This window comes from Metalysinibacillus jejuensis (assembly GCF_003057615.1).
GTDB classification, from domain to species: domain Bacteria; phylum Bacillota; class Bacilli; order Bacillales_A; family Planococcaceae; genus Metalysinibacillus; species Metalysinibacillus jejuensis.
In genome coordinates this window covers 1-25,767 of the sequence record NZ_QAFW01000001.1, presented here as the reverse complement: position 1 = coordinate 25,767, position 25,767 = coordinate 1, and the positions used below count along the sequence as shown (strand labels likewise).

The window sequence follows — 25,767 nt, the reverse complement described above, 5'->3', positions numbered from 1 at the left end:
GCCTATTTACGGTAAGTTAGCTACAATACTCAAATAGGAGTGATAAATTTGAATACATGGCATAAACGTTTTGACACTGAAAAATATATGTATGGCGAAACACCGAATGAATTTATAAAATCTCATGCGGCACTACTCAATCAACATAAAAAAATCGCGGCTTTCGCAGAAGGTGAAGGTCGTAATGCTACCTATTTAGCAACGCTAGGTCATGAAGTTACTGCATTCGATTATGCACAAAGTGGCTTGCAAAAAACTGAACGGCTCGCTAAAAAACACGGTGTTCATGTAAACACCGTATTTGCGGATTTATTAACAGACGATGTACCTACAGCTCAATTTGATGCAGCAATTATGGTATTCGGTCACTTTCATGAACATGATCAACTGCACGTTTTGCAAAAAATTAGTGATGCTGTAAAGCCAGGTGGTTTGTTAATGATGGAACTTTACTCCACCGATCAAATTACGTACGCAACAGGAGGGCCACGTGACCGCACATGGCTCTATGATGCTAAAAAACTACTTAACTGGTGCTCATCCTATAAAATCATTCACTTCTTTACAGGCGAAGTGGAGCGCAATGAAGGTGAGCTTCATACGGGACTAGCACATACCGTGCAATTCATTATTCAAAAATAAAAAACATCCGCCAATCTTCTTTAGGAAGTGTAGGGGCGGATGTTTTTATTTTATGCTGACTGTTGGAGTAAAGAAGTGACGATACGCAACATCGCAATTTGTGTTTTAAGTGCCGCGACCTCTTCTAATTCTAAAGCGAGCAATGCCTGTTGAAAAGCTACAACAAGCTCATGCCAAGGTTGTTCCTCCGCAAGAGCGAATTCGATTTCAAATAAATCAGCACGCAATGCTTTAATCGTCTGGCGTTGCGCCTCATCACTTAAACGATACAGCGATAACATTTGTTCATTAAGTTTTTCCGTGGCGTTACACTCTTCTTTCACCGCTACTTCTGTTTGCATAATTACTTCCTCCTCCTCGATGCTACCACCCTCTGCTAATCTCACAGCAATGACAAGTTGGATAACTTGCGATAGCCATTCAGCAAATTGTGTAGCACCTTCTGTTGATACAAGCGTCTCAAAAAAATCCGCTGGCATTATGTATTGTTGATTTGTGTGCTGGTACGTTATATCTACGATGTAGTGCGTTTGTTGTTCATCATAATGTAAGGCGATAGTCACTTGATTAAACAAAGAAACATTTTCCATATAGTGAGAAAACAAATTGGTGATTTCTGCTGGGCTAATGACTTTTGCATCTAAATAGGAAACGCCTAACGTATGTAAATCCGTTGCTGCTTTAACCTGACTAGGGCTCGTTTGTAATAAATAAAAAAGTGTACTATTAATAATCGCTGGCAATTGATTTTTATAAATGGCTTCTTTATCCTGTCCGTTCATAACGCTCTCCTCCTCCACTGACACTTCTTTTATTATAGCCCTTATCTACTAATTTTACCAAATCAATTCAGTTGCAAAATCGTGCTTTGTTGTAAATATCGTACGTCATATTTATTTGCTAATGCTCTTAAAAACACTCGCATCTCATAGCCATCTAAGGTAAGTGTAGTTAACAGCTGTTGGTACGTTTGTTTCTCTTGTGTTGTAGCATATTTTTTAAAGTACCCCCACATGTGGCTACAGGCATTTTGTATACCGCCAATCGTTACAGTTTGTTGCTTTGCTTCATTGATTTTTTCATTTAGCGTAGTCATTGTAGCTTGCGGATTTTTTAAATAGGTGCGAATATCATTATAATGACGCTGGCTATAAAAAAGGACAGCATACTTTTCTTCCCGCCATCGTCGTTCAATTTGAGCACGCATTTTATACCCCCTAGGAGATGATTTTTTGAAACGCTTTGTGATGCATTATAGCATACTCGTTTTTAGTATTGCGGTACTCGCCTATCTGTTTGATTTTTTATGCGGTACCCATTTACAACATTTACTGCTCAATGTTGATTTTTTAATTGACTATACGAAAAGGACACCTTCTTTTGCCGAAGAGTTTTTTTACCATGCCATTACTACTAGCATTATTTATATTGTGTTTTTGCAATTTGCTAAAACGAAGCTGTATACTTTAGCCCTCATTGGCTTTACTGTATTTTCTTCGACAGCTCTCTACTTTATCTTGCTCGCTCAAGCAGTACGCCCTATTGCTACTACGCCAATGGATGTTATCGGTTGGCTAATTATCCACGTTATTTTCGCCATGCTCTTATACCGTTATACAAAACCTCATAGTGAAAAAAGGCTATTGTAGAAAGTTTATCACTCTCTACAATAGCCTTTACTTTTAAAAGAAAAAATATACAAATAAAGGACAAATAAAAGCACCCGTTACTGCACTCATACCCATCGCAAGCGACCCTACGGATAATTCTTTTTCACCGTAATCTTGTAGGCAGGTTAATCCTACACCATGCGAGGCACTACCAATCGCTACGCCACGCGCAATCGCGGATTCAATTTTTCCATACTTAATAATTAGCGGTCCGATAATCGCGCCTACAAAGCCCGCTACCATTACGAGTACTGCAGTTAACGGTGGGATACCGCCAATCGACTCACTCACCTGCATAGCTACAGGTGTCGTCAGCGACTTAGGAAGGGCAGTTAATATCCAATCCTCATCAAGGCGCATTAATAACGTTAATACGTAGACGCTTACTAAACCAGAAACCATCGCAAAAACAATACTTGATAAAATCGCCGTTCGGTATTTTTTTACGAGTTCACGCTGATTATAAAGCGGATAAGCTAGCGCTACTACTGCTGGGCCTAGCATTTTTTGCAGCCATTGCCCGCCTTGCATATACGTATCATAAGAAATATTAAACGCTACTAACACCACGACAGAAGCAACGGTTGTCGTTACAATAGGAAGCAAAATAGGTGTTGGAAAGCGATGATGTAATTTCGTCATCGCGATAAACATCACTACCGTTACTGTAATAACGCTAATCGTTACAATCATAGTTGCTCCTCCTTCTTCGTTTTCCGCTCAATATATTGCGAAAATAAACCGGTAGTATAAATCGCAAAAATCGTACTCACCATTACAGCAATAATAAGTTTGGCTCCTGCACCGGATAAAAGCTCAGGATATTCTACAATACCAACTGTGGCAGGTATAAAAAAGATTGTCATAACACCGATTAAAAAACCTGCACCTTCTTTAATTGCTTTTACATTAAGCCACTTCATGTGCAAACAAATAGATAATAAAATAAGTCCAATAATACTGCCTGGTAAAGGTAAGCCCGTTTGCTCTACGATCCATGTCCCTACCATGTAAAAAACATATAAAATCGCGATTTGCACAACAATACGTACAACTTTCATCTGTACACCTAACCCCCTCTTTACGTTTACAGTTCATTGTACGCTTCCATTTTTTTATTGTCCATGATAATTAATAACAAAAAACCTACACAATGCACAATTTACTGGGCATTGCGTAGGTTTATTTTAATTCTCTTCTATTTCAAGTCGATTTTTCTTAAGTAATTTCGAAATAAACTCATACACTACCGGCACAATAATTAGTGTCAATAATGTGGAACTTACGAGCCCGCCAATTACCGTAATACCTAGCCCTTTAGAAATTAAACCGCTTCCTTCCGCACCAATAGCTAGCGGAATTAGCGCGCCAATTGTTGCAATAGCTGTCATTAAAATCGGACGTAAACGCGTTACTCCCGCTTCTAATATGGCTTCTCGCATCGGCTTACCTTCGTGTTCCATATGAATAATGCGGTCAACGAGCACAATTGCATTCGTCACTACAATACCTATCAACATCAGTAAGCCCATTAGTACAGAAACAGAAATGGTTTCGCCCGCGATAAATAGCGCAACGAGTGTACCAATAATCGTAAATGGTAGTGAGAATAAAATAGCAAACGGTGCTAAACCTTCACCGAATGTCACTACAAGAATAAAGTAAACGATAGCTATAGCAGCAAGCATCGCGTACGCTAACTGTAAGAAAGCTTCCTGCATATCAGCCGCAACGCCTCCGGTCTCGATTTCTACCCCTTTAGGTAAATCCAGTTTATCAATGCGCTTATTAATATCAGACGTCGCTTTGGTTACATCTTGACCATCTAGTTTTGCTGAAACAGTAGCATATAAACGGTTATTTTGACGATCAATTTTATTCGCTGCACTACCTTCTTTAATATCTACTACATCACGCACCGCTACCATTTTACCGAGCGGTGTTGGTAACATCGTAGCTAACACCGCATCAAAATTTTTCGGTGCTTCCTTATCTTTTTTAACAATTACATTAATATCCTTACCATCTTTATGAATCGTCGTTAAGTTTTCCGCTGGCATATTAGGATTCAACATCATAGCGATTTGGATGGTAGACAAGCCATTTTGCTCTACTTTTTCACGATTAATTTGTAAGGTGTACTCATCAAAACGTTCAGATAGGCTAGAGCTTGCATCTTTCACCTCTTCTGATTTTTCCATAGCTTGTTCGATTTTCTTCGTTACACGCTCTAGTGTTTCCACAGATTCACCGTAAACTGTATAGCTCACTTCATTGCTACTCCCAGACATTGCGAAGTCTTGATTTTTCCATGTACCTGTCTGATCAAGTGCTGTTACTTCTTTAATAATTTTTTCTTTTTTGGCTGGGTAATCTTCCGTGTCAGGATCAAAAATCACAAACATTAATGAACCATCTGCACCGCCGCCCATCATCGCATTATCATTGCCACCAATCGACATTTGAATCGTTTTTACATCGTCGTGTGCCATAAGCTTTTCCTCTACAGCAGCCACATTCTCTAATGTTTTATCACGTAATTCACCAGGCTCTGGTGTATACGTTAAATATAATGTCTTTTGGTCTTCTTCTGGCAAGAAACTAAAGCCAATTTGTGGGATTAAAAATAAACTTGCACCTAAAATTACCACTGCTACAAGCGATGTGATAAATTTATGGTTTAACGTCCAGTTTAATGTACGTTTATACGTTTGTGCCATTAAACCTGGAGCATGTGAACGTCCCTTTTTCTTTGCACGACTATACATCTTGCGTTTAAAAAGCGTATGAGATAATGCAGGAACAATCGTAATCGCTACAACTAATGAAGCGCCTAATGCAAACGTCATCGTTAACGCGAACGGCATAAACAATTCGCCTACCATACCACCAACAAATACAAGTGGCGCAAATACAGCGACTGTAACTAACGTCGATGACATAATTGGTCTAAACATCTCAAGTGTCGCCGCACGAATTAAAGGTTTCCCTTTTAACGGCTCATCTCGTAAATGAATGCGACGATAAATATTTTCTACGACTACAATCGAGTCATCGATTACACGACCAATCGCTACAGTCATCGCACCGAGTGTCATCATATTTAGCGTAATATCTAGCTGATGTAAAATTACAAAAGCAATTAAAATTGATAACGGGATAGAAATCACTGAAATAATCGTTGAACGCCAATCACGTAAAAATAGTAATATAATTAAAATTGCAAAACCCGCGCCAAACAACGCTTTGCTAAACATCGTTTCGACAGATTTTTCAATAGGTTCACCTTGGTCTAACGTAATATCAAGCGCTAAATCACTATGCTTTTTTTCGATATCTTTTGCTACTTTTTTGACATCATTAACGACGTCTACAGTGTTTGCTTCTTGCCCTTTAACAATTTGAATTGCAATAGCATCTTTACCGTTAGTGCGTGCAATAGACTCTACTTTACCTACTTGCTCTAACTTAGCAATATCTGCTAAAGCTACAAAAGGTGCGGGGTTATCCGCTGATGGTGTAACAGGAATTTTTAATGTTTTTAATTCATCTAACGTTGTCATTTTGCCATCAACTACTACGGATTGTTCTTTATCTTCAAAAGGGAATAAACCAAGCGGTGCACGCAAATCCATCGCTTGTATCATTTGTTTTACATCGTCTGTTGTAATGCCTAATTTTTGCATTTTAGGCTCATCATAACGCACTTCAACTTCCTCTACATGTTGCCCTGAAATCGATACAGAAGAAACACCATCAATTTTATCAAATTGTGGTTTCACAATACTTTCTACAGTTTTTGTGAGTTGTGCAATATCTTCCTCATCACTGGATACACTTAGTGCAACAACAGGAAATGCATTCATCGTAATACGCGCTACATTGGGTGCTTGCACAGCTTCAGGCATTTTAACATTATCGATAACAGATTTCACTTCACGCTCAGCCTCTGCCATATCTACACCATAGCGGTATTCAATTTGTACACTCGACATATTCGCGAAAGAACTCGAACTTACGTTTTTCACACCTTTTAAACTAGCAACAGCCTTCTCCATTGGCTCAGAAACATCATCCATTACTTGTTCAGGTGTTGCTCCAGGATACACTGTCATTACAGTAACAACAGGTATTGAAATATCAGGTATCGTCTCCATTTTCATACGCGTACCTGCATACAGACCTGCTCCTGCTAAAATAAAAGTTAACAACCATACTGCTAGCTTGTTTTTTAATACAAATCTTACAATTGAATTCAACTTCGCACCTACTCTCGTTTTGACTTAGTGGTCATATTATTTTATAATAATGACCACTAAGTCATATGTCAATTTTAAAGCCCAAAGGACGTGATGTTATTGTCTAAAAAAAGTCTTATTATTGAACAAGCTGCACTGTTATTCGCCGAACAGGCTATCGAAACGACGTCTATCGAGCACATTACTAAACAGTGCGGCATTTCAAAAGGCGCATTCTATTTACACTTCAAATCTAAAGATGATTTGATTTTGCAAATCTTTGATCATTTTTTTAAAGATATTACAGCGCGCTTTACAGTTATTGAAACAAGCGCTTCTTCCCCTAAGCAAAAACTTCATGCTTACGTCGTAACTTTTTTTGTTATGCTAGAAGAAAAATTACCTTTCATTTCAATGTATATTAGGCAACAGCGTACACCTAACGAAGCTCTTTTCGATTTATTTACTTACTATAATAAATTAATTGATCACGCTACTAAACAACTGCTAGTAGCTGTTTATGGCCAACAACTTGAGGGACGCACCCTCGACACCCTCGTTACTTTTAAAGGGTTGATGCGGGGCTATAGCGAACATATTTTATGGCACCGCACGGCTTATGATTATAATAAGTTAGCGACGACGATTGTCGAACGTCTCTCTTTAATCGTTGCGCAGAGTGCCACACCATTTTTGCAAGATGATGCCTTAACATTAGCGCCCTGTGAGGAAATTACTGTCGAAGTTATTTCCGAGGAAATAACGTTGCAGCTAAAAAACTATCCTCCTCAGTCGCTTATTTATGAAACGCTTAGCATTTTACAACAAGAATTACAGCAGGCTAAGCCAAGAAAAGCTATTATCCATGGCATGCTTGCTACTATCCAAACAGAACACGACTTACAATGGCTTATTTTTTTACTTAACAATGGTAAGCTTCACTAAAAAAGTTGGTATCGTAACAAGCCGATACCAACTTTTTCTCATTTAAAGGGCATGACCAGAGCCACCGTCAATATTAACGGTAGTGCCTGTCACATAGCTCGCTGCCTCTGACACTAAAAAAGTAACAACATTTGCCGCTTCTTCAGTATCTCCAATACGACCTAGTGGAATGTTCTCGCCAACTTGTTTAGAATAATCTTCCCAGGATAACTTTGGCGCTTCGCTCTTCCAACGCTTTTCAATTTGATCACTACGTATTAAACCAATACATACCGCATTAACACGAATATTATCTTTACCTAAATCTTTACTCATCGCTTTCGTTAACGCTAGCCCTGCTGCTCGACTAACAGTAGTTGGCAATGAACTTGCAGGTGGTGTTTTAGCGAGCACCGCTGTCACATTCACAATCGCACCGCCGCCTGCTTGTCGCATATGTGGTATCGTATATTTCGCGCAATGTACTGCGCCAAACACTTTTAAATCCACATCGGCTTGCCATAATTCAGACGATACAATTTCAAATGGATTAGCTGAAGCCGTGCCTGCGTTATTAATTAAAATATCAATTTTCCCGTACTGCTCAACTGTTTTATCAATTAGGTTTTTACAGTCTTTTTCTTTCGTCACATCTGTTGGTACTACTAGCACATCTTTACCTGTCGCTTCTTTAATGCTAGCGGCAGCCACGCGTAATTGTTTCTCCCCGCGCGCACAAAGCACTACATTTGCTCCTTCTTTAACGAGTTGTAACGCTGTTTCATAACCGATGCCTTTACTTGAACCTGTAATAATTGCTACTTTATCTCGTAACCCTAACTCCATCTATCCCACACTCCTTTTATCGTACTCTCTTTATTATAATAGAAAATTCTAAATTATGCGTACAAAAAAAGCCGCCCTCTTTAAAGAGAGCGACATAGTTATTATTTCTTTGCAATAATATGGATTGGGTTGCCAAGTAGTACTTCAGCAGCTTCCATTGTAATTTCACCTAGTGTTGGATGCGCATGAATCGTTAATGCTACATCTTCTGCCGTCATGCCACCTTCAATTGCTAAGCCCATTTCAGCGATCATATCTGATGCACCTGCACCTACAATTTGAGCACCAATTAATAAGCCATCTTCTTTACGTGCTACTAATTTAACAAAACCATCTGTTTCATTTAATGCTAATGCACGGCCGTTAGCTGCAAATGGGAATTTTGCTGCTGTATATTCAATACCTTCAGCTTTAGCTTGTTCCTCATTATAACCTACAGTTGCCATTTCTGGATCTGTGAAGCACACAGCAGGAATTGCTAAGTAATCAACGATTGATTTTTCACCAGCAATCGCTTCTGCAGCTACTTTACCTTCGTAAGAAGCTTTATGCGCAAGTTGTGGACCGTCTACGATATCACCGATTGCATAAATATTAGGTACATTTGTGCGACCTTGTTTGTCTACTTTTAGTAAACCACGCTCAGCAAATGTAATGCCTACTTCTTCAAGACCCATTTCATCTGTGTTAGGACGGCGGCCAACTGTTACTAATACGTAGTCAGCTTCTACTTTCTTCTCTTCGCCGCCAACTTCGTATGCTACAACTACGCCGTCTTTTGTTTCTTCAACGCCTTTAGCTGATGCATTAACAACGATTTCAACGCCTTTTTTCTTAAGGCCTTTTTTAACAATTTGTGTCATTTGTTTTTCGAAACCAGCTAAAATATCTTTGCCGCCTTCAATAATTGTTACTTCAGAACCCATGTTAGCATATGCTGAACCTAGCTCTGTACCAATGTAACCGCCACCGATAACGACTAGTTTACCTGGTAGTTCTTTTAAGTTAAGTGCACCTGTTGAGTTAAGTACACGCTCTGTATATTTAAATGTTGGAATTTCAACTGGGCGAGAACCTGTAGCTAAAATTGCATTTTTAAACGTATAAGTTTGAGCGTTATCGCCATCAATAATACGTACTGTGTTAGCGTCTACAAAGTAAGCTTCGCCTTTAACGATTTCAATTTTATTTCCTTTAAGTAAACCTTCAACGCCGCCAGTTAATTTTTTAACTACGCTCTCTTTGAACGCTTGCGCTTTTGAGAAGTCTAACTTAACTTCAGAAGCGATAACACCCATATCTTCTGAGTTTTTAGCATTTTCAAAACGGTGACCTACTGAGATTAAAGCTTTAGATGGGATACAGCCAACGTTTAAGCAAACGCCGCCTAATGTATCGCGCTCTACGATTGTTACTTTTTGTCCAGTTTGTGCTGCACGGATTGCGGCAACATAACCTCCTGGGCCTGAACCAACAACTAAAGTTTCTGTTTCAATTGGAAAATCTCCTACTACCATTTTATTACGCCTCCATTAATAGTAATTCTGGCTCACTTAACAAACGCTTAATGTGATTTAAAGCGTGTTGCGCAGTGGCACCATCAATCATACGATGGTCAAAGCTCAATGATAATGCTAACACAGGTGCGGCTACAATTTCACCATTTTTTATTATTGGTTTTTCAGAAATACGACCAATTCCTAAAATTGCGACTTCTGGATGATTAATTACAGGGGTAAACCACTGACCACCAGCTGAACCAATATTTGTGATTGAACAAGAAGCGCCTTTCATTTCCTCAGATGCAAGCTTGCCATCACGTGCTTTGACAGCTAATTCATTAATCTCATTAGAAATGGCAAATACCGATTTGCGATCCGCATGTTTAATGACAGGTACGAGTAAGCCTCGCTCTGTATCTGCTGCAATACCAATATTGAAGTAATGTTTTTGAATCACTTCGCTCGTTGCATCATCAAATGAACGGTTGAATTCTGGGAACTCACGTAATGTGCTCACTAATGCCTTTACTACATAAGGTAAGTACGTAAGCTTAACACCTTTTTCAGCCGCAATTTCTTTGAATTTTTTTCGGTGCGCAACAAGTTCCGTTACGTCTACTTCATCCATTAGTGTAACATGCGGCGCCGTATGTTTCGAATGAACCATCGCTTTTGCAATTGCTTTTCGCATTGGTGAGATTTTTTCACGTGTTTCTGGGAAATCTACACCTGCTGGTATAATCGGTTTTGCTTGTTCTTTCGGTGTATCTTGCTGTACAGTCTCTTCTACCGTTTCTTTCGTATCGCCTGACATAAAGGCCTCAACATCTGCTTTCATAACACGTCCGTTTTTGCCCGTGCCTTTTACTTGCTGGATTGCAATATCGTTATCACGTGCAAACTTGCGTACAGAAGGCATCGCAATGACACGATTTTCAACTTCGTCAGCAGCAGACGTTGCCTCACTAGCTTCTACTTTCGGTGCCGCTTCGTCTTTTTGTTGTTCAGGCTTTGATGCTTCATTTTGCTCATGATGAGCATCGCCTTTTAATTGTAAATCTTCATAGCCCGGTGCATCTAGACGAATTAACACGTCGCCTACAACAGCCACAGTGCCTTCATCTACTAATACCTCTTCTACTTTTCCTTCTACAGGTGAAGGGATTTCGACAACTGCCTTGTCATTTTGCACTTCACAAAGCACATCGTCCTCTTTTACTTCGTCGCCCGCCTTAACGAACCACTTTACGATTTCACCTTCATGGATGCCCTCGCCAATATCTGGTAGTCGAAATTCAAAAGCCATAGTTATTCTCCGTCCCTTCAATTAAAATTCTAATACTTTTTTAGCTGTTTCCATTACATCTTTAAAGTTTGGTAACCAAACGCTCTCTGCTTGCGGGAATGGGTAAACGGTATCTGGTGCTGCAACGCGCAGTACAGGTGCTTCTAAGTGTAAAATAGCACGCTCTGTAATTTCTGTTACGACATTTGCTGCAATACCTGCTTGCTTTTGTGCTTCTTGTACAACAATTGCACGACCCGTTTTTTTAACAGAAGCAATAATTGTTTCGATATCTAATGGTTGAATCGTACGTAAATCAATGACTTCAACCGCATGTCCTTCTTTTTCAAGCTCTTCTGCTGCTTTTAAGCTCTCATGAACCATTAAACCGTAAGCAATGATCGTTAAGTCTTTACCTTCACGCTTCACATCCGCTTTACCTAAAGGAATAGTATATTCTTCTTCTGGCACTTCTTCACGGAATGAACGGTATAATTTTAAATGCTCCAAGAAAATAACCGGATTGTCATCACGAATAGAGGAAATTAATAACCCTTTCGCATCATAAGGTGTTGATGGGACAACAACCGTTAATCCTGGCTGAGCTGTCATTAAACTCTCTAAGCTATCTGAGTGCATCTCTGGTGTATGCACACCGCCACCAAATGGTGAGCGAATCGTAACAGGCGCATTGTAAACACCGCCACTACGATAACTCATACGTGCTAACTGCCCGCTAATAGAGTCCATTACTTCATAAACGAAGCCGAAGAATTGGATTTCAGGTACAGGACGGAAACCTGTTAATGAAAGACCAATTGCTAAGCCGCCAATGCCTGACTCTGCTAATGGTGTATCAAATACACGATCAACACCAAACTCTTTTTGTAAGCCATCCGTTGCACGGAATACGCCTCCGTTTACACCAACGTCTTCACCAAAAACGAGTACATTCTCGTCATTTTTTAATTCTGTACGAAGCGCATCTGTAATCGCTTGAATCATCGTCATTTGTGCCATAGCTTATTTCGACTCCTTCTCTTTGTAGATTTCGTATTGTTCTTTTAAGTTAAACGGCATATCGCCTTTATACATGTTATCCATAAGTTCTGTTACTTTTTGCTTTGGTGTAGCATCTGCTTTTTTAATGGCTACTTTAATTTCTTCTTTTGCACGCTCAATGACTTCATTTTCTTTTTCTTCTGTCCATAAGCCCTTGTCTTCAAGGAATTTACGGAAGCGTACTAATGGATCTTTTTTCGCCCATTCCGAATCAATATCAGATGTACGGTAGCGTGTTGGGTCATCGCCTGCCATTGTATGTGGACCGTAACGGTAACACATTGTTTCAATAAATGTTGGGCCTTCTCCGTTAATTGCACGTTCGCGAGCTTGCTTTGTTACGGCATATACAGCTAGTGCGTCCATACCATCTACTAATACACTTGGTAAGCCTGCTGCAATACCTTTTTGTGCGATTGTTTTTGCTGCTGTTTGTAATTCACGCGGTGTCGAAATTGCGAATTGGTTATTTTGCACAATAAAGATAGCTGGTGATTTAAAAGCACCCGCAAAGTTAATACCTTCGTAGAAGTCACCTTGCGAAGAACCACCATCACCTGTGTACGTAACGGCTACAGCTTTTTCGCCGCGCTTTTGTAAACCTAATGCTACGCCCGCTGTTTGGATATACTGAGCACCGATAATAATTTGTGGTGCTAAAACATTTACACCCTCAGGTACTTGGTTACCTACGAAGTGACCACGTGAGAATAAAAATGCTTTCTCTAATGGTAGACCATGCCAAACGATTTGCGGCACGTCACGGTAGCCTGGTAAAATCCAGTCTTCTTTTTCTAGCGCAAATTGCGATGCTAATTGTGATGCTTCTTGCCCTGCCGTTGGCGCATAGAAACCTAAACGACCTTGGCGGTTTAAAGAAATTGAGCGTTGATCAAGGATGCGCGTATAAACCATGCGACTCATTAATTCTACTAACTCGTCATCTGTTAAATCTGGCATTGCCGCCTCATTAACAATTTTGCCTTCTTCGTTTAAAATTTGGAACATCTCAAACTTTTCTTCAATCTCATGTAATGTTTTTGTTGGATCAAGATTAGTCGTGTTAGCCATTTTAAATCCCCTTTGTATCTGTATTAATATTTTTAAATTTTTATATAGTACAACTTCAACTACACTCAGTATACTTGATTCATTTTCGTCGGTCAATCATATAATATCAATCTTAAAGCAGTTTTTATTCTCGCTCACCTCTGTATCACACTGTTATACAAATAATTGAACACTGTGCTATAACATAATTGGTGTATCCTCTTTATCTCACTACCCTTTCTTATGCTCCCTATAACATTACGACCGCTGTTAGCACAGAAGTTTCGTTTGTGATATCCGATAAAAAGGGCTAAAATAAAATGAAGGAAAGAGGAGGTTTTTTACGTGTTAACAATGGATGATATTATTAAAGAAGGCCATCCTACACTGCGCGAAAAAGCAGCAGAATTAAAATTCCCACTTAGTGAGGAAGAACGTCAAACAGCTGATGCAATGCTGACATTTTTAAAAAATAGTCAAGACGAAGAGATGGCAAAAAAATATAATTTACGCAGTGGCATTGGCTTAGCAGCTAATCAAATAAATGTAGCAAAACGCATGTTTGCCCTTTATTTAACCGATGATAACGGCGAGCAATTAGAGTTTGTGGCTTTCAATCCTAAAATTGCTAGCCACTCTGTAGAGAGTACGTATTTAGCTAATGGCGAAGGTTGCTTATCCGTAGATCGTGATGTCCCTGGCTATGTCCCACGCCACGCACGCATTACCGTAAAGTTTAAAGATGCAGAGGGCAAAGAACATAAAATGCGCTTAAAAGGCATTGCGGCTATTGCATTTCAACATGAGCTTGATCATTTAAATGGCGTGATGTTTTACGATCGTATCGATGAGAAAAATCCTTTCGCTGAAATTCCTAACGCGAGCGCTTATGATAGATAAGTAAATGATTTCAGTAGATACGTAAAAACGACCTTTTGATTGTTATGTCAACAATCAAAAGGTCGTTTTTTAGTTATAGTTACAAATATTCCAAATGGGAAAGCTCATCGTCTTTAAGCATAGATAATAGTGAGGTCGATTAATGACTTTTGCTATGTCAATTGACCGAAAGTTTCACAATAAGTGTAATTGCTTCATCACTTTCGCTAGTCCATCATCATCTACGTGCGGTGCAATATGAGTAGCTACTGCCTTCGCTTTTTCGTGGCCATTGCCCATTGCTACGCTCACACCTACCGTGCTTAACATTTCAATATCGTTAAGGCCATCACCAAACGCAATCGCATCTTCTCTCGTATAGTCCAGGCGCGCTAATAATTTATCAATGCCTACCGCCTTTGACCCTTGCTGTGGCAAAATATCACAAGAATAAGGATGCCAACGTACAAATTGCACTGAAGGAAATTTTTCTTTGTATAAATTTTCTTGTGCTTCTTCGATAAACACGAGTGTTTGATACACAGGATTTTTTAAGTAATACGTAGCATCTACTGTTGGATAAGGAAACTTAAGCGTCGCTAATGCTTCTTCTAGCTTAGGCTCCCCCGTTACAGAAGCGACCATTTGATTTTCATCTAAAAACACAGCATGCTCACCACGGCTTGCGCCAAAAGTTACAATTTCATGCAGTATCGACTTTTCTACTTGGTTAGTGTACACAACTTCACCTTTATAGACGACGTATTGACCATTAAACGTAACGTATGTATCAATCGCTAATTCCTCTAGTAACGGTGCAATCATAAAAGGGCCTCTCCCTGTTGCAATTGCAATTTCATAACCATTTGCTCGCGCTTTCATTAAAGCATCTTTAGCTGATTGTGGAATCGTTTTTGTGCTATCAAATAATGTGCCATCTACGTCAAAAAATAATATCTTTGCCGGATTCATGTCGGATCCTTCCCTTTCTTAATCGGCTTATTAAAGTCAAGCATTTTAGCTTTACATACCTTCTATAGCCATTGTATAATAAGTGTAAATTAAGGAGTGATGCAAGATGCTGAAACGACTTAAAAAGAAACTTTTAAAACGCCTCAACGGTCTATTAAATAAAAAAACAATTGCATAACTTACACTTACGCCCTCTATTTATTTGGAGGGCTTTTCTTTATTTTAAAGTAAGTGCATGATAATATAAAGGAAATGTGGTTTTTACTGTTATACTATAATCTCATGCTCACCGATATTCGTGTGAGAGGGAGCGGAGGTATACGAAATGCGCTGCTCATTTACGGAATGTTTAAATGGCGCGTCGTTTGGTATATTAGATGTATAGCTATATCGTAACGCTACAACTATTTATGATCGACTTTAAAGGAGACAAAAAGCATGATTTACAAAGTTTACTACCAAGAAAATGCTCACGAGATTCCAGTTCGCGAAAACACTAAAAGTATGTATCTTGAAGCACAATCTGAACGCGAAGTTCGCGTAAAATTACAAAATTTCGATTACAACATCGAATACATTCAATTGCTTGAAGGTGCTTACTTAGCACACGAGCAAGAGAGTCCAAATTTTGAATTGGAGAATTTATAAGTCATTATGAAATTCGTAAAAAATGACCAAACAGCTGTTTTCGCACTCGGCGGACTGGGCGAAATCGGCAAAAATACGTACGGTGTTCAATTCCAAGATGAAATTATCCTTATTGATGCTGGGATTAAATTCCCCGAAGATGATTTGCTCGGTATTGACTACGTGATTCCTGACTATACGTACTTAGTGCGTAATGCAGACAAAATTAAGGGCTTATTTATTACCCATGGTCACGAAGACCACATCGGTGGTATCCCTTACTTACTGCGCCAAGTAAATGTACCGGTTTATGGCGAAAAATTATCGCTTGGTTTACTGCGCAACAAACTAGACGAACACGGCTTATTACGTTCTACAAAGTTAATTGAATTTAATGAGGATGACGTGTTCAAATTCCGAAAAACTTCAGTAAGCTTCTTCCGTACAACACATAGTATTCCTGATGCTTGTGGTATCGTTGTTAAAACACCACCAGGTAATATCGTGCATACGGGTGACTTTAAATTCGACTTTACCCCTGTTGGCGAACCTGCTAACTTAACTCGCATGGCTGAAATTGGTCGCGACGGCGTACTATGCTTACTATCAGATAGTACGAATGCTGAAAAGCCTAACTTCACTATGTCAGAACGTAAAGTCGGACAAAGCATTGATGAAATCTTCCGTAATGTTGATGGCCGTGTAATTTTTGCAACGTTTGCATCAAACATTCACCGTTTACAACAAGCTACGGATGCTGCTATTAAATATGGTCGTAAAATCGCGATCTTCGGGCGTTCAATGGATAACGCTATTACAATCGGGCGTGAGCTAGGCTATATTAATGCACCAAAGGACACCTTTGTTGATGTACAAACCTTAAACCGCTTACCAGCGAACGAAGTTATGATTTTATGTACAGGTTCTCAAGGTGAGCCAATGGCTGCGCTATCGCGTATCGCTAGCGGCACACACCGTCAAATTTCAATCCAACCAGGTGATACCGTAATCTTCTCATCTTCACCAGTACCAGGTAACACGGTAAGCGTTAATAAAATTATCGACTTACTTTACCGCGCTGGCGCAGAAGTAATTCATGGACCTTTAAACAATATCCATACATCGGGTCACGGTTCACAAGAAGAACAGAAATTAATGCTTCGCTTAATGAAGCCGAAATTTTTCATGCCAATTCATGGTGAGTACCGCATGTTAAAAATGCATACACAACTTGCAGTAGCTTGTGATGTGCCTTATGACAACTCTTTCATTATGGAAAATGGTGACGTACTTGCATTAAGTGCTAACGAAGCACACCCAGCAGGGCGCATTCCATCAGGCGATGTATACATTGATGGTAGCGGTATTGGTGATATCGGTAATATCGTGCTTCGTGACCGTCGCATTTTATCAGAAGAAGGTTTAGTCATTGTCGTTGTAAGCGTCGATATGGCACGCAATAAAATCGTATCAGGCCCTGATATTATTTCACGTGGTTTTGTTTATATGCGCGAATCAGGCGCGATGATTAATGAAGCCCAAAAAATGCTGAATCATCATTTACAAAGTGCTGTACGCAGTAAATCAACACAGTGGACTGAACTTAAAAATGAAATTACAGACGTTTTAGGACCTTATTTATTTGAAAAAACAAAACGTCGCCCTATGATTTTACCAATTATCATGGAAGTATAAGTTAAAAAACTTCTCATTTACATTTTGTAAATGAGAAGTTTTTTTATTCTTTCATTGCTTTTTTTACAAAGCGGTTAATATCGGCATCAGCGCCGATTACAAGCATAATATCCCCTAGTTGAATGGCGTCGCCTGCTTGAGGTGATACGATAATATCTGTACCACGTTTAATGCCTACAATGTTAATGCCATACTTTGCACGAATATCTAAATCAATAATCGTATTACCAGCAATGGCATCATTCGCTTTCAACTCCATAATAGAATGCTCATCCGATAGCTCTAAATAATCAAGTACGGTATTTGACAACATATTATTAGCGATACGAATCCCCATATCACGCTCCGGGTGTACCACAAAATCTGCACCAATTTTTCGCAGCACTTTTTCATGGTAGTCATTTTGCGCCTTAACGGTTATTTTTTCAACACCAATTTCCTTTAAAATAATCGTCGTTAAAATACTTGCTTGAATGTCTTCACCAATCGCAACGATCACATGCTCAAAGTTACGAATGCCTAGCGATTTAAGTACAGCTTCATCTGTAGAATTTGCTACGACCGCTTGCGTCGCAATCGAAGCAAACTCATCGACGCGCTCAGGTGAATGGTCAATTGCCATAACGTGCGCTCCTTGACTAATTAACTCCCCTACAATGCTACCACCAAAGCGACCTAGCCCAATGACCACAAACTCTTTTTTCATATGACAACCTCCCTATGTTCTATTGTAAGTTTAGCCTATTTCACACGAAACAAACAAAAAAACTCCCGAAAATTTTTCAGGAGTTTAGGCGTATTATTCTGCGTTACGCATTTCATCTAATACACGGTTCACGCGTTTTTCTAACATTTTCATACCGCTACCGCCCGCTTGCATGTGGCGCAGTTGGCCGTCTTTGTCAAATACAAAGTAAGCTGGCACGTATTGATTTTCGAATGCGTCTGTTAATTTTAACTCGCTATCCACAAAAATCGGCTGTGTAATATCATGCTCAGCTGCAACTTTTGTAATTTCTTCTAAGTCTACATCGTTTTCAGAACGTGGCATGTGCACGGCTACAACGTTTAACTCGTCTTTATATTGATCGCGGAAATTGTTAACATCTGGCATTGCCTCTTTACATAGATGACAGCTAATTGACCAAAAGTGAATAAGTGTTGGCTTCTCACCAACTAATTGTTCGCGTGTTACTTCGCCGTTTAACCACGCTGTTGCGCCTGTTAATTCAGGCATTGGTTGACGTAATTTCATGTGATTGCCTCCTTTGTAGTGAAAAAAATCCCCACAATTACGCGGGGATTTAATTAAAAATTAAAGTGTTTTTTGACCTGGACGCCAGTTAGCTGGGCAAAGACCGCCAGTTTGTAGCGCTTGTAGTACACGTAATGTTTCGTCAACGTCACGACCGATGTCGTTATGGTTAACTACTTGGTACTTTAATTCGCCTTCTGGGCTGATGATGAATAGACCGCGTAATGCGATACCTTCTTCTTCAATTAAAACACCGTATTCTTTAGCTACTGCATGGTTAGTATCAGCTGCTAAAGGGTAATTTAAATCACCAAGACCGTTATCTGTGCGGTCAGTGTGAATCCATGCTAAGTGAGTGTGGATTGTATCTGTTGATACACCGATTACTTCTGCATCTAAATCTTGGAACTCGTCATAACGGTCAGACATTGCTGTGATTTCTGTTGGACAAACGAAAGTGAAGTCCATTGGGTAGAAGAATAATACTGTCCACTTATCGTTTTTCATGTTTTCTTCTAATGAAACTTTACCAAAAGATTTGTCCGCTAATACTGCTTGCATTTCAAATGCTGGGGCTTGTTTGCCTACCATACGCTCTGCCATTAAAAATCCCTCCGAATATAGTTATTATAATCTAGTAATTATTCGTATAACGAATACACTTATACGATAGCAAAAACTTTAGCGTTTATCAAGCAAAGACCTTTTTAATTTGTTTTTGAAAAATGGTTGCATAAAAATAGGTTTTCGGTATAATGAATGTCGTATTTCTAAACTTAAAGTTTAGCTAAAGTAAACTTCCTTTTTTGAAGTTTAGTTAAAGTAAACGCCATAAGGAGTGTGATTGTGCATGCAAATTGGTCGGAAAATTAAAGCTTTACGTTTAAAAAAAGGGCTTACGCAAGAAGAGCTTGGGGAACGCACCGATTTAAGTAAAGGATATATTTCGCAACTTGAGCGCGATTTAAACTCCCCTTCTATTGAAACTTTGTTTTCCTTACTAGAAGTACTTGGTTCTACACCGAAAGACTTTTTTGATGATGAGGCAGCAGAACAAAAGATTGTTTACACGAGTGACGATCAATCTACATACAGCGATGATAAATATGAAATACGCTGGCTTATTCCTACCTCTAATGAAAAAGAAATGGAACCTATTTTTTTAACGCTCGAAGAAGGCGGTGAGTTTAAACGTTTCGAACCCTCACTTGCGGAAACTTTAATTTATGTCATTGAAGGGCGTATTCGACTCGTTATTGGGAAAGAAGATTATATTGCGGTAGCAGGCGACGCCTTATATTTTGACGCCGCAGAACATCATCAACTATTTAATATTGCAAAAGGACAGTCTCGCCTGTTCTGGGTTGCAACCAATTCATACTTATAACTATTAAAGGGAGGCTCATCATGACAACTCAACCAATCATTCGTTTCGAAAATGTAACGAAAGCTTACGAAGACGGCACAGTCGTACTAAAAGATATTAATTTAGAGCTTGAACAAGGAAAATTTTACACGCTACTCGGTCCTTCAGGCTGTGGTAAAACTACCATTTTACGTATTATTGCAGGCTTTACAGAAGCATCTACGGGCAATGTGCTATTTAAAGATAAAAAAATTAATACCGTACCGGCTAATGAACGCCAAATTAATACGGTGTTTCAAGATTATGCATTGTTTCCACACTTAAATGTTTTTGAAAACGTAGCGTTTGGCTTACGCATAAAAAAACGACCTGAAGCTGAAATTAAAGAGCGTGTTGAAGAAGCGTTAAAATTTGTAAACTTAGCAGGCTATGGCCCACGTGAGATTACAGAAATGTCTGGTGGTCAACGTCAACGCGTAGCGATTGCCCGTGCCATCGTTAATGATCCTGAGGTGATTTTATTAGATGAGCCATTATCTGCCCTTGACTTAAAGCTGCGTACTGAAATGCAGTATGAACTGCGTGAATTGCAGCAGCGCCTTGGCAAAACATTTGTCTTTGTTACACATGACCAAGAGGAAGCACTTGCGATGTCTGATGAAATTTTTGTATTAAATGAAGGGGCTATTCAACAATCTGGCACACCCGTAGATATTTATGACGAGCCGATTAACCGCTTCGTTGCTGATTTTATCGGCGAATCAAATATTGTAGCGGGTACGATGATTGAAGACTATGTCGTAGAGTTCACAGGCAAACGTTTTGAATGTGTCGACGCTGGTATGAAACCGAATGAAAAAATCGATGTTGTCATTCGACCTGAAGACTTAGAAATTACTACAGTAGACAAAGGTAAGCTAAGCGTTAAAGTGGACACGCAACTATTCCGCGGCGTGCATTATGAATTATCTACGTATGACCATGATGGCAATGAATGGCTTGTACACTCATTGAAAAAAGCAGAAGTAGGTGAACAAATCGGTCTAGATTTTGACCCTGAAGCCATTCACGTTATGCGTTTAAATGAGTCAGAAGAAGACTTTGATAAGCGTTTAGAAGCCTACGGAGATGATGACGATGAATAAAGCTAATAAAACTGCCTTAATTCCGTATTCGCTGTGGATTTTGCTTTTTGTTATCGCACCAATTGCCTTAGTAGGCTATTATTCTCTACTTGATTTAGAAGGTAATTTCTCACTTATTAACTATCAAACTTTTTTCAGCTCCATTTATTTAAAGATGACATTAAGTTCATTTTGGTATGCTTTTTTAGTAACATTATTTACTCTAGTCGTTTCTTACCCTACTGCTTATTTGTTAACAAAGATGCGTCATAAACAACTTTGGCTATTGCTTATTATTATTCCTTCTTGGATTAATTTATTGTTAAAAACCTATGCATTTATCGGTACCTTCGGTTTATCCGGTCCGATTAATGCTGTGATTAAATTATTCGGTTTACCCGAGCAACAAATTTTATTTACCGATATTAGCTTCGTGTTTGTTGCCGTTTATATTTTTATTCCGTTTATGATTTTACCGATTTTCAATTCACTCGATAAACTTAATCCTACATTGATTGATGCAGCACGTGATTTAGGTGCCTCACCTATTACAACTTTCCGTCGCGTGATTTTACCACTGACTATGGACGGCGTAAAATCAGGTATCCAAGTTGTGTTTATCCCTGCACTCTCACTGTTTATGATTACACGTTTAATTGCAGGTAACCGTGTTATTACACTAGGTACAGCAATTGAACAGCAGTTTTTAGTAACACAAAACTGGGGCATGGGTTCAACGATTGCGGTATTTTTAATTATCTTTATGGTTATTATTATGCTTATTACAGGACAGAAGAGTAAAGGAGGGCGCGTACGATGAAAAAGCTATCACTATCCGCTAAATTTTATTTAGCCTTCGTTTTTATCGTGCTTTATGCACCCATCTTTTACTTAGTATTTTACTCGTTTAATAGCGGGGGTACGATGAATAAATTTGATTCATTTACGCTCGAACATTATGCAGCAGTTTTTGAAGATAAACGCTTGCTCGTTATTTTAATTAATACGGTTGTTGTTGCTTTACTCTCTGCTTTAATCTCTACGATTTTAGGTGTATTTGGAGCAATAGGCATCGTATCTTTACGTAATATGCGTATGCGCAACATCCTGCTTTCTTTAAACAACGTATTAATCGTTAGCCCTGACGTTATTATTGGGGCGAGCTTTTTAATATTATTTACGATGATTGGCATTAAGCTTGGCTTCTTCTCTGTATTAATTGCTCACATCGCCTTTAGCGTACCTATCGTGGTGCTGATGGTGCTACCAAAGCTGTTAGAGATGAATACCTCACTTATTGATGCAGCACAAGATTTAGGTGCCAGCAAACGCGATATTTTAACGCGCGTTATTTTACCGTATATCCAACCAGGCATCTTTGCAGGTTTCTTTTTAGCACTCACTTACTCACTTGACGACTTTGCAGTTACGTTTTTCGTTACAGGTAATGGCTTTAGTACATTATCCGTAGAAATTTATTCTATGGCACGCGCTGGCGTATCACTCACTGTCAATGCTATTTCTGGTTTAGTGTTTGTAGTAACCATTTTAGTCGTTGTAGGTTACTACTTTGTCGTTAACCGCAACAAAGGAAAGGTGGATAAAAGCGCATGAAAAAATTAATACAAGCTACCGTTGCGATTGTTATTATTTCTTTAGCGCTACTTTACACTACCAAGCTATTAAATATTAGCGGTGGTAAAACAGGTAAAGATATTTTAACGATTTATAACTGGGGTGAATATATCGATCCTGCTCTTTTAAAAGAGTTTGAAAAAGAAACAGGCATTCACGTAATTTATGAAACATTTGATACGAACGAGGCTATGTTAACGAAAATTAAACAAGGGGGCACAGCGTATGATATTGCTGTACCTTCCGAATATATTATCGAAAAAATGTTGGAAGAAGATATGCTCATACCACTTGATCATACCAAACTACCTAATTTAAAAAACATCGATTCTTACTTTTTAGATTTACCCTTTGACCCTCATAATAAATACTCTATCCCTTATTTTTGGGGTACAGTAGGTATTGTCTTTAACCCTGATAAAGTTGGTGAATTTGATTTTCACTCTTGGCAAGATTTATGGGACCCTGCGTTAAGACGCCAAGTATTTTTAGTCGATAGTGCCCGTGAAGTCGTAGGTATCGCGTTAAACAATTTAGGGTATTCACTAAACACAACGGACGATAGCGAACTAGCTGAAGCCGAAGCAAAATTAGCCGAATTAGCACCGAACGTAAAAGCGGTCATTGGCGATGAAACGACACAATTAATGGTGAATAATGAAGCTAGTGTGGCATTAACTTGGTCAGGCCAAGCGGCAGACATGATTTTTGAAAACGAAGCACTCGATTACGCTGTACCACATGAAGGATCAAATTTATGGTTTGATAATATTGTTATTCCGAAAACGTCTAAAAACGTAGAAGGTGCGCATAAGTTTATTAACTTTATGTTAGAAGCCGACTCCGCAGCAGAAAATGCTGATTATGTAGGCTACTCGACACCTAACAAAGCAGCGCTCGCTTTAATGGATGAGGAAGTCGTAAATGATGAGCGCTTCTACCCACCGATTGAGCAACGTGAAACATTAGAGGTGTACCGAGATTTAGGCCTTGATTATATCGGAGTGTATAATGAAATGTTTTTACGCTTTAAAATGAGTATTCGCTAAGTTAAGTCGCTATGTCATACTAATGATGTAGCGACTTTTAGCGTTGTTTCTCTTATGATAAGAAGGATGAGTTTTTGAAGAAAGGGGGACTTTTTATGTCCCAGACACAACAATCTAATAAAGTAGCCTTATATACACTGATGTTTACAATGTTCGTAACGATGAGTGGGATTGGCTTAATCATTCCCGTAATGCCTAAGTACCTCGAAACATTTGGGGTCGCTGGCCAAGTACTTGGATTTTTAATTGCCACATTTGCCTTCTCACAGTTTATTTTTTCACCTATTGCTGGTAATTTATCAGATCGCTACGGCCGTAAAAACTTAATTTTATTCGGGTTAGTCATTTACGGTTTAGCGCAAGTCGCATTCGGGTTAGCTACTTCACTACCATTATTATTTGTCTCACGTTTCTTTGGCGGTCTTGGCTCTGCTTTTATCGTGCCGCCTGTCATGGCTTTTGTCGCTGACATCACCACCTATGAAGAGCGCGGTAAAGGCATGGGCATGATAGGTGCTGCAATGTCTTTCGGCTTTATGATTGGGCCTGGTATCGGTGGCTTTTTAGCTAAAGTTAGCTTACACTTTCCTTTTTATATGGCGGGTGTATTTGCTTTTATCGCTGTCATCTTATCGCTATTTGTCTTACCGTCGATTAAACCGACTGTTTTAGCCAATAAAAAATCCGAAAATTTACTGAAACAAATGGCACGTTCTGTGCACACACCTTATTTTGTACTACTACTCATTATGCTAATTTTCTCGTTCGGTATTGCTAACTTCCAAGTAACATTATCACTTTTCGTTACGCAGAAATTTAATTATACCCCACAAGATATTGCGATTATTTTAACAGTCGGTGGTGCAGTAGGTGTCGTTATTCAGATGTTTGTTATCGATCCATTATTTAAACGCTTCGGTGAAATGAAAGTAATTTTAGTAAATTTACTTGTAGCAGCTGTAGCGATGTTGCTTATGTTGTTCATCTCAGGCTTCGCAGTTATTTTACTCGTAGCGACGATTTTCTCGACAGCAACGACACTCATTCGTCCTGCGGTGAATACGCTCATTTCTAAGCTCGCTGGCAATGAACAAGGGTTTGCCGCTGGTTTAAATAATGCTTATATGAGCCTCGGTAATATGGTAGGTCCTGCTCTAGCTGGTACGCTATTTGATATTGACCGTGCTATACCATACTTTGTAGGTACAGCTGTATTGCTCGTATGTTTCGTATTGGCCTTTGCTTGGGCTTCTACTAAAGCACCACATCTATTAAAAGCAGAAATAAAAAGTTGAAGCGATTGCTAAAATCGTTTCAACTTTTTTTATGATAAACTTTCTTTTAGGGGTCCCGTCACATACCCATCAAGCTAATAACGGAGATTGCTAGATTCGAATCCTTATCTACGGATCAGCTAGCAATGCATGAAAAACAGACAGACCAAATAAGCCCCGAAACAAGTGTTTTTTTCGCTAGGCAGCTTGTCTCGGCTTCACCGTCAACTCATACACAATGCCTAAAATGTCAAAGACCGTCATTTTCTTAGAGCGATGACACTTACGACCGTTTTTGAAAGCAGCTGATACAGGCGATGGAGGATGTTCACCAGTTCTTCTGCGCCAGCTGCCATTGCTCGAAAGAATAACGGAAAGTAATCCTTAATCATATAAACCGCCTTGTACTCACTCAGCTCCTACTTTTTCTTTTCGAGTAGGAGCTGTCGCATTTGAAACATCGTCGAAGAACAGAGAAGAATGCCAATGAGCTGACCATATAAATGGCACTCGAGGCGTTCTTTTTTCATCGTTTTACAGGCATCGATTTCAAAAAAAGACTTCCATGTTTTAAACAAAATCTCGATCTGCCAGCGCAATGAATACAGGGCATGTACGTCATTCGTTGGGACATCTTCAGGTGATGTGTTCGTGATATAAACGTTCATGCCC

The 25,767-nt window shown here is 39.2% G+C and carries 26 protein-coding genes and 1 pseudogene; 12 read left to right on the top strand and 15 right to left on the bottom strand.

The features are described from left to right. Nucleotides 1-48: 48 nt before the first annotated feature. Nucleotides 49-642: a class I SAM-dependent methyltransferase gene (locus DDE80_RS00135; protein WP_427901781.1), complete on the top strand. Its 594-nt coding sequence runs from the start codon at nt 49-51 to the stop codon at nt 640-642. Nucleotides 643-692: 50 nt separating this feature from the next. Here the strand turns inward: DDE80_RS00135 and DDE80_RS00130 are convergent, their stop codons facing one another. Beyond that, complete coding sequence (locus tag DDE80_RS00130) at nt 693-1,424, bottom strand: hypothetical protein (protein ID WP_108305665.1); 732 nt, start codon at nt 1,422-1,424, stop codon at nt 693-695. A gap of 62 nt (nt 1,425-1,486) precedes the next feature. Then, nucleotides 1,487-1,849, bottom strand: coding sequence for a DUF1722 domain-containing protein (locus DDE80_RS00125; RefSeq protein WP_108305664.1), 363 nt, complete (start codon nt 1,847-1,849; stop codon nt 1,487-1,489). Between the two features lie 25 nt (nt 1,850-1,874). Between DDE80_RS00125 and DDE80_RS00120 the strand changes: the two genes are divergently transcribed. Further along, on the top strand, nt 1,875-2,291 hold the full coding sequence (locus DDE80_RS00120; protein ID WP_108305663.1) for a hypothetical protein: 417 nt from the start codon (nt 1,875-1,877) through the stop codon (nt 2,289-2,291). Between the two features lie 33 nt (nt 2,292-2,324). On the opposite strand, the gene DDE80_RS00115 is transcribed toward DDE80_RS00120, so the two are convergent. The 3 genes from DDE80_RS00115 to DDE80_RS00105 all read right to left on the bottom strand — a co-directional run bounded on the left by DDE80_RS00115 (nt 2,325) and on the right by DDE80_RS00105 (nt 6,571). Beyond that, entirely contained in the window at nt 2,325-3,005 is a 681-nt protein-coding gene (locus DDE80_RS00115; protein WP_235612231.1) for an LrgB family protein, read from the bottom strand. Beyond that, nucleotides 3,002-3,373, bottom strand: a complete 372-nt coding sequence (locus tag DDE80_RS00110; RefSeq protein WP_108305662.1) for a CidA/LrgA family protein — start codon at nt 3,371-3,373, stop codon at nt 3,002-3,004. The genes DDE80_RS00115 and DDE80_RS00110 overlap by 4 nt, the downstream gene beginning before the upstream one ends. Nucleotides 3,374-3,499: 126 nt before the next feature. Then, nucleotides 3,500-6,571 (bottom strand): efflux RND transporter permease subunit, encoded by a 3,072-nt coding sequence (locus tag DDE80_RS00105; RefSeq protein ID WP_108305661.1) that lies wholly within the window; start codon nt 6,569-6,571, stop codon nt 3,500-3,502. Between the two features lie 99 nt (nt 6,572-6,670). Between DDE80_RS00105 and DDE80_RS00100 the strand changes: the two genes are divergently transcribed. Next, nucleotides 6,671-7,495 (top strand): TetR/AcrR family transcriptional regulator, encoded by an 825-nt coding sequence (locus DDE80_RS00100; RefSeq protein ID WP_161952246.1) that lies wholly within the window; start codon nt 6,671-6,673, stop codon nt 7,493-7,495. Nucleotides 7,496-7,537: 42 nt separating this feature from the next. Here the strand turns inward: DDE80_RS00100 and DDE80_RS00095 are convergent, their stop codons facing one another. The 5 genes from DDE80_RS00095 to pdhA all read right to left on the bottom strand — a co-directional run bounded on the left by DDE80_RS00095 (nt 7,538) and on the right by pdhA (nt 13,240). Further along, entirely contained in the window at nt 7,538-8,320 is a 783-nt protein-coding gene (locus DDE80_RS00095) for an SDR family NAD(P)-dependent oxidoreductase (protein WP_108305659.1), read from the bottom strand. A 101-nt stretch (nt 8,321-8,421) separates the two neighbouring features. Continuing rightward, complete coding sequence (gene lpdA / locus DDE80_RS00090) at nt 8,422-9,837, bottom strand: dihydrolipoyl dehydrogenase (protein WP_108305658.1); 1,416 nt, start codon at nt 9,835-9,837, stop codon at nt 8,422-8,424. Nucleotides 9,838-9,841: 4 nt separating this feature from the next. Then, nucleotides 9,842-11,128 carry a dihydrolipoamide acetyltransferase family protein gene (locus tag DDE80_RS00085; protein ID WP_108305657.1) on the bottom strand — a complete coding sequence of 429 codons (1,287 nt, stop codon included), beginning with the start codon at nt 11,126-11,128 and terminating at the stop codon, nt 9,842-9,844. A 21-nt stretch (nt 11,129-11,149) separates the two neighbouring features. Next, complete coding sequence (locus DDE80_RS00080; RefSeq protein ID WP_108305656.1) at nt 11,150-12,127, bottom strand: alpha-ketoacid dehydrogenase subunit beta; 978 nt, start codon at nt 12,125-12,127, stop codon at nt 11,150-11,152. A gap of 3 nt (nt 12,128-12,130) precedes the next feature. After that, nucleotides 12,131-13,240, bottom strand: coding sequence for a pyruvate dehydrogenase (acetyl-transferring) E1 component subunit alpha (gene pdhA, locus DDE80_RS00075; protein WP_108305655.1), 1,110 nt, complete (start codon nt 13,238-13,240; stop codon nt 12,131-12,133). Nucleotides 13,241-13,564: 324 nt separating this feature from the next. Between pdhA and def the strand changes: the two genes are divergently transcribed. Then, complete coding sequence (gene def, locus DDE80_RS00070; RefSeq protein WP_108305654.1) at nt 13,565-14,119, top strand: peptide deformylase; 555 nt, start codon at nt 13,565-13,567, stop codon at nt 14,117-14,119. 174 nt (nt 14,120-14,293) lie between these two features. On the opposite strand, the gene DDE80_RS00065 is transcribed toward def, so the two are convergent. Further along, nucleotides 14,294-15,070 carry a Cof-type HAD-IIB family hydrolase gene (locus DDE80_RS00065; protein ID WP_108305653.1) on the bottom strand — a complete coding sequence of 259 codons (777 nt, stop codon included), beginning with the start codon at nt 15,068-15,070 and terminating at the stop codon, nt 14,294-14,296. A gap of 438 nt (nt 15,071-15,508) precedes the next feature. Here DDE80_RS00065 and DDE80_RS00060 point away from each other — a divergent pair, with 438 nt between their 5' ends. Together DDE80_RS00060 and rnjA are read left to right on the top strand one after the other, a co-directional pair. Then, a complete protein-coding gene (locus DDE80_RS00060; protein ID WP_108305652.1) occupies nt 15,509-15,718 on the top strand; it encodes a DNA-dependent RNA polymerase subunit epsilon in 210 nt (69 codons plus the stop codon). Between the two features lie 6 nt (nt 15,719-15,724). Next, nucleotides 15,725-17,392, top strand: a complete 1,668-nt coding sequence (gene rnjA, locus DDE80_RS00055; protein WP_108305651.1) for a ribonuclease J1 — start codon at nt 15,725-15,727, stop codon at nt 17,390-17,392. A 43-nt stretch (nt 17,393-17,435) separates the two neighbouring features. On the opposite strand, the gene DDE80_RS00050 is transcribed toward rnjA, so the two are convergent. The 3 genes from DDE80_RS00050 to DDE80_RS00040 form a co-directional block, all read right to left on the bottom strand. Then, nucleotides 17,436-18,098 (bottom strand): potassium channel family protein, encoded by a 663-nt coding sequence (locus tag DDE80_RS00050; protein ID WP_036143622.1) that lies wholly within the window; start codon nt 18,096-18,098, stop codon nt 17,436-17,438. Nucleotides 18,099-18,191: 93 nt separating this feature from the next. Beyond that, on the bottom strand, nt 18,192-18,647 hold the full coding sequence (locus DDE80_RS00045; RefSeq protein WP_036143620.1) for a TlpA family protein disulfide reductase: 456 nt from the start codon (nt 18,645-18,647) through the stop codon (nt 18,192-18,194). Between the two features lie 60 nt (nt 18,648-18,707). Further along, entirely contained in the window at nt 18,708-19,250 is a 543-nt protein-coding gene (locus DDE80_RS00040) for a peroxiredoxin (RefSeq protein WP_108305650.1), read from the bottom strand. A 247-nt stretch (nt 19,251-19,497) separates the two neighbouring features. On the opposite strand from DDE80_RS00040, the gene DDE80_RS00035 reads away from it, so the two are divergent. The 6 genes from DDE80_RS00035 to DDE80_RS00010 all read left to right on the top strand — a co-directional run bounded on the left by DDE80_RS00035 (nt 19,498) and on the right by DDE80_RS00010 (nt 25,116). Next, a complete protein-coding gene (locus DDE80_RS00035) occupies nt 19,498-20,034 on the top strand; it encodes a helix-turn-helix domain-containing protein (protein WP_108305649.1) in 537 nt (178 codons plus the stop codon). Between the two features lie 20 nt (nt 20,035-20,054). Next, nucleotides 20,055-21,158 (top strand): ABC transporter ATP-binding protein, encoded by a 1,104-nt coding sequence (locus tag DDE80_RS00030; RefSeq protein ID WP_108305648.1) that lies wholly within the window; start codon nt 20,055-20,057, stop codon nt 21,156-21,158. Then, nucleotides 21,151-21,957, top strand: a complete 807-nt coding sequence (locus tag DDE80_RS00025; RefSeq protein ID WP_108305647.1) for an ABC transporter permease — start codon at nt 21,151-21,153, stop codon at nt 21,955-21,957. Before DDE80_RS00030 ends, DDE80_RS00025 begins: the two co-directional genes overlap by 8 nt. Beyond that, nucleotides 21,954-22,751 (top strand): ABC transporter permease, encoded by a 798-nt coding sequence (locus tag DDE80_RS00020; RefSeq protein WP_108305646.1) that lies wholly within the window; start codon nt 21,954-21,956, stop codon nt 22,749-22,751. Before DDE80_RS00025 ends, DDE80_RS00020 begins: the two co-directional genes overlap by 4 nt. Then, a complete protein-coding gene (locus tag DDE80_RS00015; RefSeq protein ID WP_108305645.1) occupies nt 22,748-23,821 on the top strand; it encodes an ABC transporter substrate-binding protein in 1,074 nt (357 codons plus the stop codon). The genes DDE80_RS00020 and DDE80_RS00015 overlap by 4 nt, the downstream gene beginning before the upstream one ends. A 95-nt stretch (nt 23,822-23,916) precedes the next feature. Then, a complete protein-coding gene (locus DDE80_RS00010) occupies nt 23,917-25,116 on the top strand; it encodes an MFS transporter (protein ID WP_108305644.1) in 1,200 nt (399 codons plus the stop codon). Between the two features lie 177 nt (nt 25,117-25,293). On the opposite strand, the pseudogene DDE80_RS00005 reads toward DDE80_RS00010, so the two are convergent. Continuing rightward, nucleotides 25,294-25,767, bottom strand: a pseudogene (locus DDE80_RS00005) (transposase); the annotation flags it as partial.

What these genes read in the sequence shown, in the direction of transcription:
- DDE80_RS00130 (WP_108305665.1), bottom strand. Translation starts at nt 1,424, where the DNA reads ATGAACGGACAGGATAAAGAAGCCATTTATAAAAATCAATTGCCAGCG.
- DDE80_RS00125 (WP_108305664.1), bottom strand. Translation starts at nt 1,849, where the DNA reads ATGCGTGCTCAAATTGAACGACGATGGCGGGAAGAAAAGTATGCTGTC.
- DDE80_RS00115 (WP_235612231.1), bottom strand. Translation starts at nt 3,005, where the DNA reads ATGATTGTAACGATTAGCGTTATTACAGTAACGGTAGTGATGTTTATC.
- DDE80_RS00110 (WP_108305662.1), bottom strand. Translation starts at nt 3,373, where the DNA reads ATGAAAGTTGTACGTATTGTTGTGCAAATCGCGATTTTATATGTTTTT.
- DDE80_RS00095 (WP_108305659.1), bottom strand. Translation starts at nt 8,320, where the DNA reads ATGGAGTTAGGGTTACGAGATAAAGTAGCAATTATTACAGGTTCAAGT.
- lpdA (WP_108305658.1), bottom strand. Translation starts at nt 9,837, where the DNA reads ATGGTAGTAGGAGATTTTCCAATTGAAACAGAAACTTTAGTTGTTGGT.
- DDE80_RS00085 (WP_108305657.1), bottom strand. Translation starts at nt 11,128, where the DNA reads ATGGCTTTTGAATTTCGACTACCAGATATTGGCGAGGGCATCCATGAA.
- DDE80_RS00080 (WP_108305656.1), bottom strand. Translation starts at nt 12,127, where the DNA reads ATGGCACAAATGACGATGATTCAAGCGATTACAGATGCGCTTCGTACA.
- pdhA (WP_108305655.1), bottom strand. Translation starts at nt 13,240, where the DNA reads ATGGCTAACACGACTAATCTTGATCCAACAAAAACATTACATGAGATT.
- DDE80_RS00065 (WP_108305653.1), bottom strand. Translation starts at nt 15,070, where the DNA reads ATGAATCCGGCAAAGATATTATTTTTTGACGTAGATGGCACATTATTT.
- DDE80_RS00060 (WP_108305652.1), top strand. Translation starts at nt 15,509, where the DNA reads ATGATTTACAAAGTTTACTACCAAGAAAATGCTCACGAGATTCCAGTT.
- rnjA (WP_108305651.1), top strand. Translation starts at nt 15,725, where the DNA reads ATGAAATTCGTAAAAAATGACCAAACAGCTGTTTTCGCACTCGGCGGA.
- DDE80_RS00050 (WP_036143622.1), bottom strand. Translation starts at nt 18,098, where the DNA reads ATGAAAAAAGAGTTTGTGGTCATTGGGCTAGGTCGCTTTGGTGGTAGC.
- DDE80_RS00045 (WP_036143620.1), bottom strand. Translation starts at nt 18,647, where the DNA reads ATGAAATTACGTCAACCAATGCCTGAATTAACAGGCGCAACAGCGTGG.
- DDE80_RS00040 (WP_108305650.1), bottom strand. Translation starts at nt 19,250, where the DNA reads ATGGCAGAGCGTATGGTAGGCAAACAAGCCCCAGCATTTGAAATGCAA.
- DDE80_RS00035 (WP_108305649.1), top strand. Translation starts at nt 19,498, where the DNA reads ATGCAAATTGGTCGGAAAATTAAAGCTTTACGTTTAAAAAAAGGGCTT.
- DDE80_RS00030 (WP_108305648.1), top strand. Translation starts at nt 20,055, where the DNA reads ATGACAACTCAACCAATCATTCGTTTCGAAAATGTAACGAAAGCTTAC.
- DDE80_RS00025 (WP_108305647.1), top strand. Translation starts at nt 21,151, where the DNA reads ATGAATAAAGCTAATAAAACTGCCTTAATTCCGTATTCGCTGTGGATT.
- DDE80_RS00020 (WP_108305646.1), top strand. Translation starts at nt 21,954, where the DNA reads ATGAAAAAGCTATCACTATCCGCTAAATTTTATTTAGCCTTCGTTTTT.
- DDE80_RS00015 (WP_108305645.1), top strand. Translation starts at nt 22,748, where the DNA reads ATGAAAAAATTAATACAAGCTACCGTTGCGATTGTTATTATTTCTTTA.
- DDE80_RS00010 (WP_108305644.1), top strand. Translation starts at nt 23,917, where the DNA reads ATGTCCCAGACACAACAATCTAATAAAGTAGCCTTATATACACTGATG.